This is a genomic window from Actinoplanes sp. HUAS TT8, from assembly GCF_051380535.1.
Taxonomy (GTDB): Bacteria; Actinomycetota; Actinomycetes; order Mycobacteriales; family Micromonosporaceae; genus Actinoplanes.
The window spans coordinates 1138299-1151355 of record NZ_CP195646.1 but is presented as its reverse complement, the minus strand read 5'-3'; the positions used below and the strand labels follow the sequence as shown (position 1 = coordinate 1151355).

Here is a 13057-nt window from a genome sequence, read left to right as displayed (position 1 = left end):
CCCTCACCCAGCTCGCCAGACGACGCGCGCTTCTCCTCACCGTTGCGGCCGTCGTGACGGACCCAGCCGGCTGGCGCTCGACGACCCCGACGCAGCCGTGAGCACCAGCTCGACTCGCCCAGCTGGCACTCACGGCTCAAAACCAGCCCCAAAACAGCCACCAGCACCAGCCCGGCTTGCCCAGCTGGCGCAGACGGCTCAAAACCGGCCCCGAAACAGCCGTGAACGCCAGCTCGGCCTGCCCAGCTGGCACTCACGGCTCAAAACCGGCCGCAAGGCAGACGCCAGCACCAGCTCGGCCTGCCCGGCTGGTGCTGGCGGCTCGAAAACGGCCGTGAGGCAGCCGTGAGCACCAGCTTGGCTTGCTCGGCTGGGGCTGGCGGCTCGAAAACGGCCGCGAGGCAGCACTGAGGGCCAGCGCGGGCTGCGCGGCTGGCGCTCAGTGCTGTTTCGCGGGCTCGACGCACCCCTCAGTGCCAGCTGAAACGCGGTGGCTGGTGGTGGGGGTGTCGGGCGGGCGGGGTGTCAGGAGAGGCAGAGGTGGCCGGCCCCGGAGGAGGCGTTGACCACGGTGGGGACCTGGGCGGTGGGGGTCAGCGGGCCGGGGCGCAGGGTGGGTGTCCAGCCTGCGTCGGTGCCGAGGTCGGGGTCGTGGGTGGCGTTGTACTCGGCCAGGAGGTTGACCGCGGTGGTCTTGCCGGTTCCGATGCGGGTCAGGGTGCCCTTTTCGGTCATGGCGGTGCCGCCCCAGTTGTAGACGACCGCATCCAGGGGGATGTCGGCGCTGCGGAGGAGGAAGTTGTTCTCGGCGTAGATGGCCGAGTAGACGCCGACGCCCCAGGAGTACTGGTAGAAGTCCTCGTCGGTCTCGTAGTAGTAGTTGTCGTAGACGTCGACCTGGCCGAAGCGGACGCGCGGCGCGCGCTGGCCGACGTTGGCGAACTTGTTGTGGTGGACGGTGACGCGCAGTTTGCCGACGTCGGCGCCGACCGTGTTGGTGGAGCCGATCAGCATCGTCTTGTCGTGTTCCTGGAAGACGTTGTACGAGATCGTCACCAGGTCGGAGGCGCGGATGACGTCGAGTGCGCCGTCGTGCACCTGATAGGGGCGGCCGAAGTAGAGCGGCTGCAGCGCGTCGACGTTGTTGCCGTCGCTGAACGTGTTGTGGTCGGCCCAGACGTGGGTGCCGCCGGTGAGCGTGATCAGGTCGTAGGCGGAGTTCCAGTTTCCGGTGGTGCCGTCGGTCGGGTCCCAGACCGGGAAGCAGTCGGCCGCGTCCTCGAACCGTACGTTGCGGATGATGACGTTGTCGGCCGCGGAGACGAGCAGGTTGAGGCCGACCAGGCGGGCGTTCGACAGGCCGAGGATCGTGGTGTTGGACGGGACTTTCAGGGCGACGTCGGCGGCCTGGTTCTTGGCCGAGCGGACCCGGGCGTCCTCCAGCGGGCCGCTCGGTTTGGTCGTGCGGCCCCAGGTGGCCGGGTCGTACGCGGCCAGGTAGTCGGTGAGCGTGTAGGCCGGGTCGGTGTACGAGGCGCAGTCGCCGTCGGGGCGCAGGGTGCCGCTGACCAGCACGATCCTGGGTGCGGTGTCGGTCGGGGCGAGCGCGGTGGCGAGTTCGTCGCGGGTCCGGACGACGTAGACGTGGTCGGTGGCGGCGGCCGAACCGCCGGTGGTGCCGTCGCCCCAGCCGTCGTTCGCGGGGAGGACCTCGCGGGCGACGGCGGGTGTGGTGGGGACGGCGGCGGAGGCGGGGACGGTGGCGACGCCGGCGAGGAGGAGGCCGAACGTCACCGCGAGAGCGGTTCTTCGGGGCATGAGTCACTCCAAAAAAAGCGACAAAGGGCTCAGGAATCAGTGGGTTCCAGGTGCATCCAGACGAAGATCAGCGGCTGGTCACCGCGGCTGATCAGGTGGTGGTCCTCACCCGGTTCGAAGAGCACCGCCTCGCCCGCGCGGAACGTCTCCACCTCGGCCCCGTCGACCTCGATCGCACCGCTGCCCTGCACGATCACGAAGATCTCGGGGACGGTGTGCACGTGCCGCCCCGGTTCGTCATGGGTTCGGAAGTTCGGCTCCGCGTAAACCCGGAAACCGCCCTTCTGTACGACGTGACCGGGCAGAACGCTGGTGAAGGTCGGCCCGCGGTGGTGGGCGTCAAGGTCGGCGATGCTCAGTTTGCGCATGGGTCACCTCTTTCATGGGCACCCGGTGCGGCGGGACCGCCCAGGGAATGTCACTTTCGGACGGCAGGAGGCCGGTGGCGGCGACCTGCCGGACGAGTTCGTCGACGCCGGGCAGGATCGCGCCGCCGCCGTCGGGGTGTGGGGTGTCGATGTGGATCGTGGCCGGTGGCGGGGAGGCGACGATCGCTTCGGCAACGGCGGTGAAGGTTCGGGTCCGTTCCAGGGGGACGATCAGTGGTTCGTCGCTCAGGAGGTTGCCGAGGAGACCGATCCGTCCGGAGATCTCGGTGTACAGCGATGCCCCCGGCCAGCGAACCCGATCCGTGGGGTACTCCAGAACCGCGTCCCCGACCCGGATCTCCCCGGCCACGAAGACGACCGACGCGAGGGACACCGCGGCCACCACCCGGCGACCGTCGGAATCGGTCAGCCGCATGAACGTACAGTCGTCGGTCTGAATGTCCCGAGTCCGATAGCGCTCCAGCTCCATGAGCGCCGGCTCGAACCCGTCGGCCACGGCCAGGGCCTGCATCAGCGCGTGCGCGAACGGGTTCACGAGCGCCCCGTCGAACGCCGCCTGCTTCCCGGCCCACGGCGCCCGCCGATAGTAGGTGTCCGGCCGCCACCACGCCCCGGCTGCGGAGACGAGCGCCGCGCCGGACGGGACGGCCGCCCGGAACGCGGTGAGCGCCGCCGATCCGAGCGCCTGGAATCCGACCTGGACCCGGCGCCCGCTCGCCGCTTCCAGCAGCCGCGCGTGCTCGGCCAGCGTGGTGACCGGCGGCTTCTCCAGGAGCAGGTCGGCCCCGGCGGACAGGCAGTCGAGGGCGATCCCGAGGTGGGTGTGCGGCGGCGTGCAGATGATCACCGCGTCCGGCCGTACGTCGGCAAGCATCTTTTGATGATCATCGAAGAACGGAACACCGGGCTCGGGCTCGACCGGGCCGCGATCGCAGAACGCCGCGATCTCCAGAACCCCACGACCGGCAAGATCCTTGAGCGTACGGCGGTGCGACAGCCCGTGCCCACCAGCCCCGACCAGCGCGACCCGGGCAGTCATCGCCCGACCGCCGCGATGGTCCCCGCCGCTCCGTGCCGGGCCAACTCGCCCGACCAGCGGATCAGTTCTTTCCGCAGTTCGGCGTCCGAGGCGAGTTCCGGCGGGAACACCTCGGAGAGTCCGAGCAGCGCGTCCACCAGCCCTTCCGGAGTGTCCGGGGCCCCGGCGACGACCTCCCGGATGCGCCCGGCCAGCGGATCGTCGAGCGGCAGAACGGACCCGTCGTCGGCCTGGCCGCGGGCGAAGCGCATCCATCCGGCCAGCACCAGCGCCGCCCAGACCGGCACGTCCCCGGCCCGGCGGCGGTCGGCGATCGTGCCGAGCAGCCGGTGCGGAAGTTTCTGCGTGCCGTCCATGGCCACCTGGATGGTGCGGTGCCCGAGGTCCGGGTTGGCGAAGCGTTCCAGGGCGGTCTCGCCGTAGTCCCGCACCGTCACGCCGGCCGGCGGTTCGAAGGTGGGCGCGATGTCGTCGGCCAGGAAGCGGCGCAGGAACGCCACCATGCCGGGCAGTTCGAGCGCCTCGGCGATCATCTCGCGGCCGGCCAGCGCTCCGAGGTACGCGCAGGCCGAGTGCACCGAGTTCAGCGCCCGCAGCTTGAGCTTCTCCCACGGGGCGACGTCGGTGGTCATGATCGCCCCGGCGGCGGCCCAGTCCGGCCGGCCCCCCGGGAAGCGGTCCTCGATCACCCACTGGTGGAACGGTTCGGCCACCACCGGCACGCTGTCCACGGCGCCGAGCGCGGCGGCCGCCCGCCGGAGGTGATCGGCGCTGGTGGCCGGCACGATCCGGTCGACCATGGTGGCCGGGAAGGCGACGTGCTCCGGAAGGGACGCGCCGGCCACTTCCAGGGCCTGGGTGACCATGCCCTGGATGCGCGGCCCGTTGCCCTGCAGGTTGTCGCAGCACAGCACGGTCAGCGGCGCCTCCCGGACGAGCAGCGCCCGGGCCAGCAGCGCCGGGATGCTGGTCGGTGCCGCCGACCCGGTCAGTTGCGCACGCAGGTCGTCGTCGAGCAGCAGTTTCCCGTCCGGGCCCATCCGGTAGGCCTTCTCGGTCACGGTCAGCGAGACGACCCGGATCCCGGGGTCGGCGATCGCGGCCAGGACGCCGTACGGGTCCCCGGCCACATGACCCAGATCGGACAGGATGCCGACCGCGCGGGCGTGGTCGCCGCCCTCGCCGCCGACGGTGAGCACGCTGTAGAGCCGGTCCTGCGCGCGCAGCTTGTCGACGACGTCCCGGGAGCGCGGCGCGACGCCGACGATCCCCCAGTCCCCGCCGGCCGCCGCGACCGCGGTCTCGGTGTAGACGGCCTGGTGAGCGCGGTGGAAGGCGCCGAGCCCGAGGTGCAGGATCCCGGGCCGGACGTCGCCCGGGCGCACCGCGGGCCGGCATTCGGGGGCGAGGCCGTTCAGGGCGGCCAGGCCGAGCGTGGTGGTCACGGTCATGCCGATCCGTCCAGGCGGAAGACCTTCTTGGGCAGGTGGTAGGCCAGGTCGGCGATGGTCTCGGCGGCCTCGTCGAACGGCAGCCGCCCCTCGGCGACCAGCCGGGCCAAGTAGCCGGCGTCGATGCGCCGGGCCACGTCGTGCCGGGCCGGGATCGAGCAGAACGCGCGGGTGTCGTCGACGAACCCGGCCGTGTTGTAGAAGCCGGCCGTCTCGGTCACCGTCTCGCGGAACCGGCGCAGACCCTCCGGGCTGTCCAGGAACCACCAGGGCGCGCCCAGGTAGAGGGCGGCGTAGCCACCGGCCAGCGGGGCGAGCTCGCGGGTGAACGCGGTCTCGTCGAGCGTGTAGAGCACGATCCGCAGGCGCGGGTCGTCGCCGTAGCGGTCCAGCAGCGGCCGCAGCGCCCGGACGTATTCGGTCGCCGACGGGATGTCGCCGCCCACGTCGCGTCCGTGCCGCTCGTGCAGGGCCCGGTTGTGGTTGCGCACCGAACCCGGGTGCAGCTGCATGACCAGGCCGTCGTCCAGGGACATCCGGGCGAACTCGACGAGCATGTGCGCCCGGAACGTCTCGGCGTCGCCCGCGTCGGCCGCGCCGCCCAGCCCCTTGCGGTAGAGCAGCGCCGCGTCGGCATCGGACAGGTCGGCCGTGGCCGCGGTCGGATGCCCGTGGTCGGAGCTGGTCGCGCCGGCCGCGACGAACAGTTCGCGGCGGGCCCGCAGCGCGGACAGGAACCCGGCGTAGGTGCCCACGTCCTGGCCGGTCAGCTCGCCGAGGGCGGCGACCCGTTCGGCCCAGCCGGCCCACTCCAGGTCGACCAGGTTGTCCGGCCGGAACGTGGTGATCACCCGTCCGCCCGGGCCGCCCCAGCCGTCGGCGGCCAGTTTCGCGTGCACCCCGAGGTCGTCGATCGGGCTCTCGGTGGTGGCCAGGACCTCGATGTTGAACCGGGTGAACAGTGCCCGCGGCCGGTACTCCGGTTCGGCCAGCCGGGCCGAGATCCGGTCGTAGATCGCGTCGGCGGTCCCGGCGGTGAAACGGTCGTCGATGCCGAAGACGTCGGCGAAGACCTTCTCCGTCCACAGCCGGGAGGGCGTGCCGCGGAACAGGTGCCAGTTCGCCGCGAGCAGCCGCCAGATGGCCCGCCCGTCGGTCTCCACCGCACTGCCGTCGACGCTCGGCACGCCCAGCCGGGCCGGCGGGATGCCCTGGCTGGCCAGCATCCGGGTGACGTAGTGGTCGGGCACCACGAACAGGCGGGCCGGGTCCGGGAACGGCTGGTCGTCGGCGAGCAGCGCCGGGTCGACGTGACCGTGGGGGCTGATGATCGGCAGATCTCGGGCGTGGGCGTAGAGCTCACGCGCGATCTCTCGCTGGGTCGCCTCAGCGGGGAACAGTGTCACTTGATCTCCTCGGGATCTAGGAGGTCTTGCACGCGGACGGCCTGTCCGGTTGCCAGGCTTTCGTTGGCGGCCAGGCCGGTGAGCAGGGCACGGGCGCCGTCCACGGCGTTCGCGGTGCGCCCGAGCGGATCGGCGGGCGCATCCGGCCGGATGAGGTCGGCGAGCATGCGCACATCGGCTCCACCGTGCCCCTGCCGGGAGTACCCGTCCACCTCGATCTCACGCGGCGGCGCCCAGAACGGGCGGACCAGCAGGCGGCGCCAGCCGCGCTCGGCGGTCGACACCGAGCCGGGCTCGCCCTTCACGCCGGCGGCGGCCGACGGCGCGACGTGGTCGGTCTCGACGACCTCCAGTTCGAGACGGCCCCGGCTGCCGTTGAACATCACCCGGTAACCCTCCCAGGGCGCGTACGCCGTGAGGTGGTAACTCATCGAGGCGCCCCGGGCGTAGCGGACGAGCACCGCCATGTCGTCCTCGATGGTCACGCCGGGCGCGAACACGTTGCGATCGCGGTGGTAGCCGTCGTGCCGCTCGGCGTCGAGGTACAGCTCGCGCATGGCCGGCTCGTCGGCCATCCGCAGCGCGAACGGGTCGCCCTCGGCCTCGGGCGCCCCGTGGGCCCGGTCGTAGTCCCGGGCGTAGCCGTGGCGCCGGCCCTGATCGCCGTAGAAGAACAGCCGCCCGGCCGCGAAGACGGTGTCCGGGATGTCGTCGAGCCACCAGTTGACCAGGTCGAAGTGGTGGCCGGCCTTGTGCACGAGCAGGCCGCCGGAGTTCTCCTTCTCGCGGTGCCACCGGCGGAAGTAGTCGGCGCCGTGCCGGACGTCGAGCAGCCACTCGAAGTGCACCGAGCCGATCTCGCCGATCTCGCCGCTCTTCAGGACGGACTTCACCGCTTCGTGCAACGGGTTGTAGCGGTAGTTGAAGGTGACCCGGACATTTCGCCCGGTCTTCCGCACCGCCTCCAAGATCCGCCGACAGGAAAGAGCGTCCGTCGTCATGGGCTTCTCGGTGACCGCGTCACAACCGGCTTCCAGGGCCGCGACCAGGTACTTCTCGTGATAGCGGTCCACGGTGGTGACCAGCACGACGTCGACGCGCTCACGCTTGAGCATCGCGGTGAAGTCGCTCGCGTCGTACACGGGAATGTCCAGATCGAAGCGTTTTTTGTAGACCGCCGGTCGCGCCGGGTTGGTGTCGGCCAGGGCCACCAGCTCCGCGACGTCGGCGTGGTCGGTGGTGAGCGCCCGGATGAACATCCCGGCCCGGGCGCCGGCCCCCACGAGGGCGTAGCGAGTCAAGGCGCCTCCATTCGGCAAACGTTTGCAACAGATTAGGGATCAGATGACGATGCAAGTCAATGCATGACCCAAGAATGTCCATTTTTGCCCCATCTACGTCATGCGCCGGCAACAGAAGGGACATCGAAGGGCGTTGACACGACCGCAACCGTTTGCATTAATGGCTCCACCAGAGAGAGCCGGATCACATTCCGAGACGGGGGAGGCACAGTGGCTGTGACCATCCGGGACGTCGCCAAGGCGTCCGGAGTGCACATCTCCACGGTGTCGCGCACCTTCTCGGCGCCGCACCTGGTCAACCCCGAGACTCGAACGCGGGTGCTGGCCACCGCGGAGGAACTGGGCTACCGCCCGAACCGGGCCGCACGGGCACTCATCACCGGGCGGACCCACAACATCGGCCTGATCGTGGCCGACATCGCCAACCCCTTCTTCCCGCCCATGATCAAGGCGGCCGAGACCCACGCGCGGCGTCGTGACTACCACGTGTTCGTCGCCGACACCGACGAGGACCCGGTCGTCGAGACCGACCTCGTCCGGGCCCTGGCCAAGCAGGTCGACGGGATCCTGCTCTGCAGTCCCCGGATGAGCGACGACCAGATAGAACTGATGCGCCGCGAGGTGCCCCTGGTCGTCGTGAACCGCTTGATCGAAGGGCTTCCGGCGGTGGTGATGGACGTCGGCACGGGCGCGCGCTCGGCCGTCCGCCATCTCGTCGACCTGGGCCACCGCCAGCTCGTCTACCTGTCCGGTCCGCGCGGGTCGTGGACCAACCGGGAGATCCGCAAAGCCGCCGGGGCTGCCGCCCGGGCCGGCGGCGCGGAACTCACCGTCCTCGGACCGCACGTCCCGGTCTCCGACGCCGGCGCGAACGCGGCCGAGGCGGTGCTCGCCACCGGCGCCACCGCGGTGCTCGCCTACAACGACCTGATGGCCATCGGCCTGCTCCAGTCGTTGCAGGACCGCGGGGTCGCCGTCCCCGAGCAGATCAGCGTCGTCGGTTTCGACGACATCGCGACCAGCGCGCTGGTCCGCCCCACGCTCACCACCGTGGCGAACCCGACCGCGGCCGCCGGGCGCGCCGCCGTCGACATGCTGCTTCAACAGGGCGACGACGGCGCCACCGGACAGGTCACGCTCCGGACCGATCTGGTCATCCGTAACTCCACCGGGCCCGGGCCGTACGCCCCGGCCGGCGCGACCGTCCGACCGGTCGCCGCATACGCCAAGGAGTGACCCATCCCCATGACCGCACCCCGATTGCTGCGCGGCCTGATGGCCGCCGCCCTTGTCCTGCCGCTGGCCCTGGCCGGTTGCGGCGGTGACGACTCCGGCAGCAAGGACGGCAAGACCGAGCTCACCTTCTTCTGGTGGGGCGGCGAGGCCCGGGCCAAGCTGACCCAGCAGGCCCTCGACCTCTACCACTCGAAGCACCCGGACGTCACGTTCAAGACGACGTGGCAGGCCAACCAGGGTTACTTCGACAAGCTCGCGACCCTGACCGCGGGCTCGGACGCGCCGGACATCTTCCAGATCGACGACAACTACCTGGCCGAGTACGCGACCCGCAACGTCACCGAGGACCTCACCAGCTACAAGGACTCGGGCAAGCTGGACGTCACGAAGTTCCCGGAGAGCCTCTGGAAGTACGGTGTCGTCAACGACAAGCTGGCCGGCCTCGCGTTCGGCGAGAACACCCAGGGTCTGGTCTTCAACAAGACCAAACTGGAAGCGGCCAAGCAGGAGCTGCCGAAGACGGGCATGAGCTGGGAAGACCTGATCGCCTGGGCGCAGAAGGCCGGGGCCGCCACCAAGATCCCGGGCACCATGGACCCGAGCGCCGACTACAAGGCGTTCTGGGTGTGGCTGCGGCAGAACGGCAAGCAGTTCTACAACGGCAACCAGCTCGGCTTCACCAAGGACGACGTGCAGAAGTGGTTCGAGCTGTGGAAGGGCGCCCGCGACGCGAAGGCGACCCCGACCGCGGACATCATCCACGAGGGCAACGCCACCGACATCACCAAGCAGACGGTGGTCACCGGCAAGGCGCTCACCTCGTGGGTCTGGGCCAACCAGATGCCCGACATCCAGAAGAACACCAAGGACGAGCTGGGCGTGGTCGCCTACCCGGGTGACCCGTCGGCGCAGTGGGCCCGCGCCTCGATGTACTTCTCGGTCTACCGCGGCAGCAAGCACAAGGACGCCGCCGTCGACGTCATCAACTTCCTGGCCAACGACCCGGAGGCCGGCAAGATCCTCGGCACCGACCGCGGCCTGCCGTCCAACCTGGACATCCGGGCGCAGGTCGCGGCGACCACGACCGACCCGGCCATGAAGGCGTCCATCGCCCTCGAGGACGAGCTGGTCAAGAAGTTCGGCCCGTCGCCGAGCGTGCCGCCCAAGGGCCACAGCAAGGTCAAGACCGAGCTGATCAAGGCCGCCGAGGCCGCCCAGTTCGGCACCGCCACCCCGGCCGCGGCGGCCGAGCAGTTCTTCAGCGCCGCCCAGGCCGCGGTCTCCGGGTGAGCGACGTGTCCGTCACCACCCGGCCGGCCCAACCCCGGCCGCAGTCCGGTCCCGCCGCTCACCAGCGGCGGGGCCGGCCCGCCCGGCACCGCGACGACGGGCGCGCCGGATACGTCTTCCTCTCGCCCTGGCTGCTCGGGCTCGCGCTGGTCACGGCGATCCCGATGCTGGTGTCGCTGTACCTCAGCTTCACGAACTACGACATTCTCAGTCCGTGGTCCGATGTGGACTGGATCGGACTGGAGAACTATCGCAAGATGTTCACCGACGATCCGGCGTACTGGCACGCGGTCCGCGTCACGCTGATCTTCGCGTTCATCGCCACCCCCCTCAAGCTGGGCGCCGCCCTCGGCGTGGCCCTGCTGCTGAACCGGTCGTTCCGCGGCGCCGGGCTGTTCCGCGGCCTGTTCTACCTGCCGTCGCTGCTCGGCGGCAGCGTCGCCGTGGCGATGATCTGGCGCAGCATCTTCGACCGGACGGGCGCGCTCAACGCGTTCCTCGGCTGGTTCGGCATCGAGGGCAAGGCCTGGGTCAACGACCCGTCCACGGCGCTCGGCACGCTGATCCTGCTGGCCGTCTGGCAGTTCGGCGCCCCGATGGTGATCTTCCTGGCCGGGCTCAAGCAGGTGCCGGCCGAGCTCTACGAGGCGGCCGAGGTGGACGGCGCGGGCAACTTCCGCAAGTTCCTCAGCGTCACGCTGCCGATGCTCTCGCCGGTCATCTTCTTCAACCTGGTGCTGGAGACGATCCACGGCTTCCAGGGCTTCACGTCGGCGTTCGTGCTCTCCGGCGGCACCGGCGGCCCGGTCGACTCCACGCTGATGTACACGTTGCAGCTGTACCTGCGCGGCTTCGCCAACTTCGAGATGGGCTACGCGTCGGCGATGGCCTGGGTCTTCCTGCTCACGATCGGCCTGGTCACGCTGGTGCTGTTCCGCACCGGCCGGTTCTGGGTCCACTACTCGGACGGAGACGACTGATGGTCACCGTGACCGCCGGCCGCAGGCCGTTCATCACCCCGCGCGCGATCATCCTGCTGATCCTCACCGGGATCGTGCTCTATCCGCTGGTGTGGATGCTGGGCAGCTCGTTCAAGGCGCCCGACGAGGTGCTCAACAACGTCTCGATCTGGCCGCGGGACTGGACGCCGGCCAACTATCCGGACGGCTGGACGCACTTCGACGTCGCCTTCGGGCGGTACTTCCTGAACAGCTTCATGGTGGCCGGCCTGACCGTCCTCGCGAACTGCACGTCCTGCCTGCTCGCGGCGTATGCGTTCGCCCGCCTGCGCTTCCGCATGCGCGGCTTCTGGTTCGCCATCATGATCGGGACGCTGCTGCTCCCCAGCCACGTGCTGATCGTGCCGCAGTTCGTGATGTTCCGGTCGTTCGGCTGGGTCGGCGGCCCGTGGCCGTACCTTCCGCTGATCGTGCCCCACCTGCTGGCCACCGACGCGTTCTTCGTCTTCCTCATGGTCCAGTTCATGCGCGGCATCCCCCGCGAACTCGACGACGCGGCGAAGATCGACGGCTGCAGCCCCTACTCGATCTTCCGTTACGTGGTGCTGCCGCTGTCCCGCCCGGCCCTGGTCTCCACCGCGATCTTCTCGTTCATCTGGACCTGGAACGACTTCTTCCGCCAGCTGGTCTACCTCTCCGACCTGGAGAAATACACCGCACCGGTGGCGCTGACCCTGTTCATCGACTCGACCGGCCAGTCCGCGGTCGGCCCGATGTTCGCCATGTCGGTGCTGTCCCTGGCCCCGGTCTTCCTGTTCTTCGTCGCCTTCCAGCGCCTGCTGGTCGAGGGCATCAACACCACCGGCCTGAAGGGATGACCATGTCCTCCCTCTCCTCCCGATCAAAACCTTCCCTTTCCCGTACGGAGGAAGCCCCGCCCGCCTGGCCCGCGGAGGACGCGCCGCCGGCCCGGGTGGACTGGCGGGAGCGGCTGGCGCTCGGCACCGACCTGGCCCTGATCGGCATCGCCGTGACGGTCCTCGCCCTGCCGGTGATCACCGCCCCCGCGGCGCTGGTCACCGGCTCGGCGGCGGTCCGCGGGCGCTACCTCGACGGCCGCTTCCCGGGTTGGCGTCCGCTGCTGCGGATCTATCGCCGTGGGCTGCTGCCCGGTCTCCCGATCCTGCTCGCCGTCGCCGCCCTCGGGCTGGACCTGGCCGCCGTCCGCGGCGGCTGGGTCCCCGGCGGGCCGCCGCTGCTCGCGCTCACCGCGCTGGTCGTCATCGGGCTCTCCGGGGTGGCCGCCCTGACCCTGGCCGCCCTCGGCCGCTCCCCCGGACTCCCCTGGCGTGCGGCCGCCCGCTGGGCCTGGGACCAGCCGAGATGCGCCGCGGTCCTGGCCCTGATCAACGTGATCGCGTTCTTCCTGGCCCTGGCCGTCCCGGTCACCGTCCCGCTGGTCGTCGGCTTCCACCTGTTCGCCGTCCACATGCTCACCGACCGTCTGGCGCCGCTCGGCTAATCTGCCCCCGATGGAATCCACCGCAACGAACCGGGAGACCGGGCGGGCCCGGCTCCGCGCGGCCCTGATCGCCGCCGCCCGTGAGCTGACCGTCGCGCACGGGTGGAAGAACGTCGGCATGGCCCAGGTCGCGCGGGCCGCGGGCGTCAGCCGGCAGACCGTCTACAACGAGTTCGACGGCCGCGCCGGGCTGGCCGGGGCCCTGGTCCTGCACGAGGTCGAACGTTTCGTCGCCGACGTCCGGACCGAGCTGTTCGCCCAGGGTGGCGACGTCCGCGCGGCCGCGCACGCGGCGATCCGGCACACCCTGCGGGAGGCCGCCGGCAACCCGCTCGTGCACGCCATCCTGGCCGGGCCCACCGCCGAGGCCGACGAACTGCTCCCGTTCCTGACGACCCGCTCCGGCGCGGTGCTCACCACCGCCGGCGCGGTGATCGAGGAGTGGGCCGCCCGGTTCGTCCCGGAGGCCGAGCCGGTCGCGCTGGCCCAGGCAGCGGACGCCGTCGTGCGGCTCACCATCAGCCACGTCATGCTGCCGGCGGCCTCCCCCGAGGAGTCGGCCACGGCCCTGGCCGACATCTTCGTCCGCCTCCTCGTCTTTACACACGAGCCATCAATGTAAAGCAAAACTCTTGACACTGCGGCG

General features: G+C 70.5%; 12 protein-coding genes. 6 read left to right on the top strand and 6 right to left on the bottom strand.

Going from position 1 to position 13057, the window contains the following annotated elements; all coding sequences use genetic code 11:
* Nucleotides 1-525: 525 nt before the first annotated feature.
* The 6 genes from ACSHV8_RS05110 to ACSHV8_RS05085 are packed head-to-tail and all read right to left on the bottom strand — an operon-like array spanning nt 526 to nt 7404.
* Nucleotides 526-1818: a pectate lyase family protein gene (locus ACSHV8_RS05110; protein WP_436529872.1), complete on the bottom strand. Its 1293-nt coding sequence runs from the start codon at nt 1816-1818 to the stop codon at nt 526-528.
* A gap of 29 nt (nt 1819-1847) precedes the next feature.
* Complete coding sequence (locus tag ACSHV8_RS05105; protein WP_436529870.1) at nt 1848-2186, bottom strand: cupin domain-containing protein; 339 nt, start codon at nt 2184-2186, stop codon at nt 1848-1850.
* A complete protein-coding gene (locus ACSHV8_RS05100; protein WP_436529868.1) occupies nt 2158-3246 on the bottom strand; it encodes a Gfo/Idh/MocA family protein in 1089 nt (362 codons plus the stop codon). Before ACSHV8_RS05100 ends, ACSHV8_RS05105 begins: the two co-directional genes overlap by 29 nt.
* Nucleotides 3243-4697, bottom strand: a complete 1455-nt coding sequence (locus tag ACSHV8_RS05095) for a mannitol dehydrogenase family protein (RefSeq protein ID WP_436529866.1) — start codon at nt 4695-4697, stop codon at nt 3243-3245. The genes ACSHV8_RS05100 and ACSHV8_RS05095 overlap by 4 nt, the downstream gene beginning before the upstream one ends.
* Nucleotides 4694-6103: a glucuronate isomerase gene (gene uxaC, locus ACSHV8_RS05090; protein WP_436529864.1), complete on the bottom strand. Its 1410-nt coding sequence runs from the start codon at nt 6101-6103 to the stop codon at nt 4694-4696. The genes ACSHV8_RS05095 and uxaC overlap by 4 nt, the downstream gene beginning before the upstream one ends.
* On the bottom strand, nt 6100-7404 hold the full coding sequence (locus ACSHV8_RS05085) for a Gfo/Idh/MocA family protein (protein WP_436529862.1): 1305 nt from the start codon (nt 7402-7404) through the stop codon (nt 6100-6102). The genes uxaC and ACSHV8_RS05085 overlap by 4 nt, the downstream gene beginning before the upstream one ends.
* A 210-nt stretch (nt 7405-7614) precedes the next feature.
* On the opposite strand from ACSHV8_RS05085, the gene ACSHV8_RS05080 reads away from it, so the two are divergent.
* The 6 genes from ACSHV8_RS05080 to ACSHV8_RS05055 are packed head-to-tail and all read left to right on the top strand — an operon-like array spanning nt 7615 to nt 13033.
* Nucleotides 7615-8640: a LacI family DNA-binding transcriptional regulator gene (locus ACSHV8_RS05080; RefSeq protein WP_436529860.1), complete on the top strand. Its 1026-nt coding sequence runs from the start codon at nt 7615-7617 to the stop codon at nt 8638-8640.
* 9 nt (nt 8641-8649) lie between these two features.
* Complete coding sequence (locus tag ACSHV8_RS05075) at nt 8650-9930, top strand: ABC transporter substrate-binding protein (RefSeq protein WP_436529858.1); 1281 nt, start codon at nt 8650-8652, stop codon at nt 9928-9930.
* A 5-nt stretch (nt 9931-9935) separates the two neighbouring features.
* Nucleotides 9936-10910: a carbohydrate ABC transporter permease gene (locus ACSHV8_RS05070; RefSeq protein ID WP_436536685.1), complete on the top strand. Its 975-nt coding sequence runs from the start codon at nt 9936-9938 to the stop codon at nt 10908-10910.
* Nucleotides 10910-11767, top strand: coding sequence for a carbohydrate ABC transporter permease (locus tag ACSHV8_RS05065; RefSeq protein ID WP_436529856.1), 858 nt, complete (start codon nt 10910-10912; stop codon nt 11765-11767). The genes ACSHV8_RS05070 and ACSHV8_RS05065 overlap by 1 nt, the downstream gene beginning before the upstream one ends.
* 2 nt (nt 11768-11769) lie before the next feature.
* Nucleotides 11770-12411, top strand: a complete 642-nt coding sequence (locus tag ACSHV8_RS05060) for a hypothetical protein (RefSeq protein WP_436529854.1) — start codon at nt 11770-11772, stop codon at nt 12409-12411.
* A 10-nt stretch (nt 12412-12421) separates the two neighbouring features.
* A complete protein-coding gene (locus ACSHV8_RS05055) occupies nt 12422-13033 on the top strand; it encodes a TetR family transcriptional regulator (RefSeq protein ID WP_436529852.1) in 612 nt (203 codons plus the stop codon).
* The last annotated feature ends 24 nt before the right edge of the window (nt 13034-13057 follow it).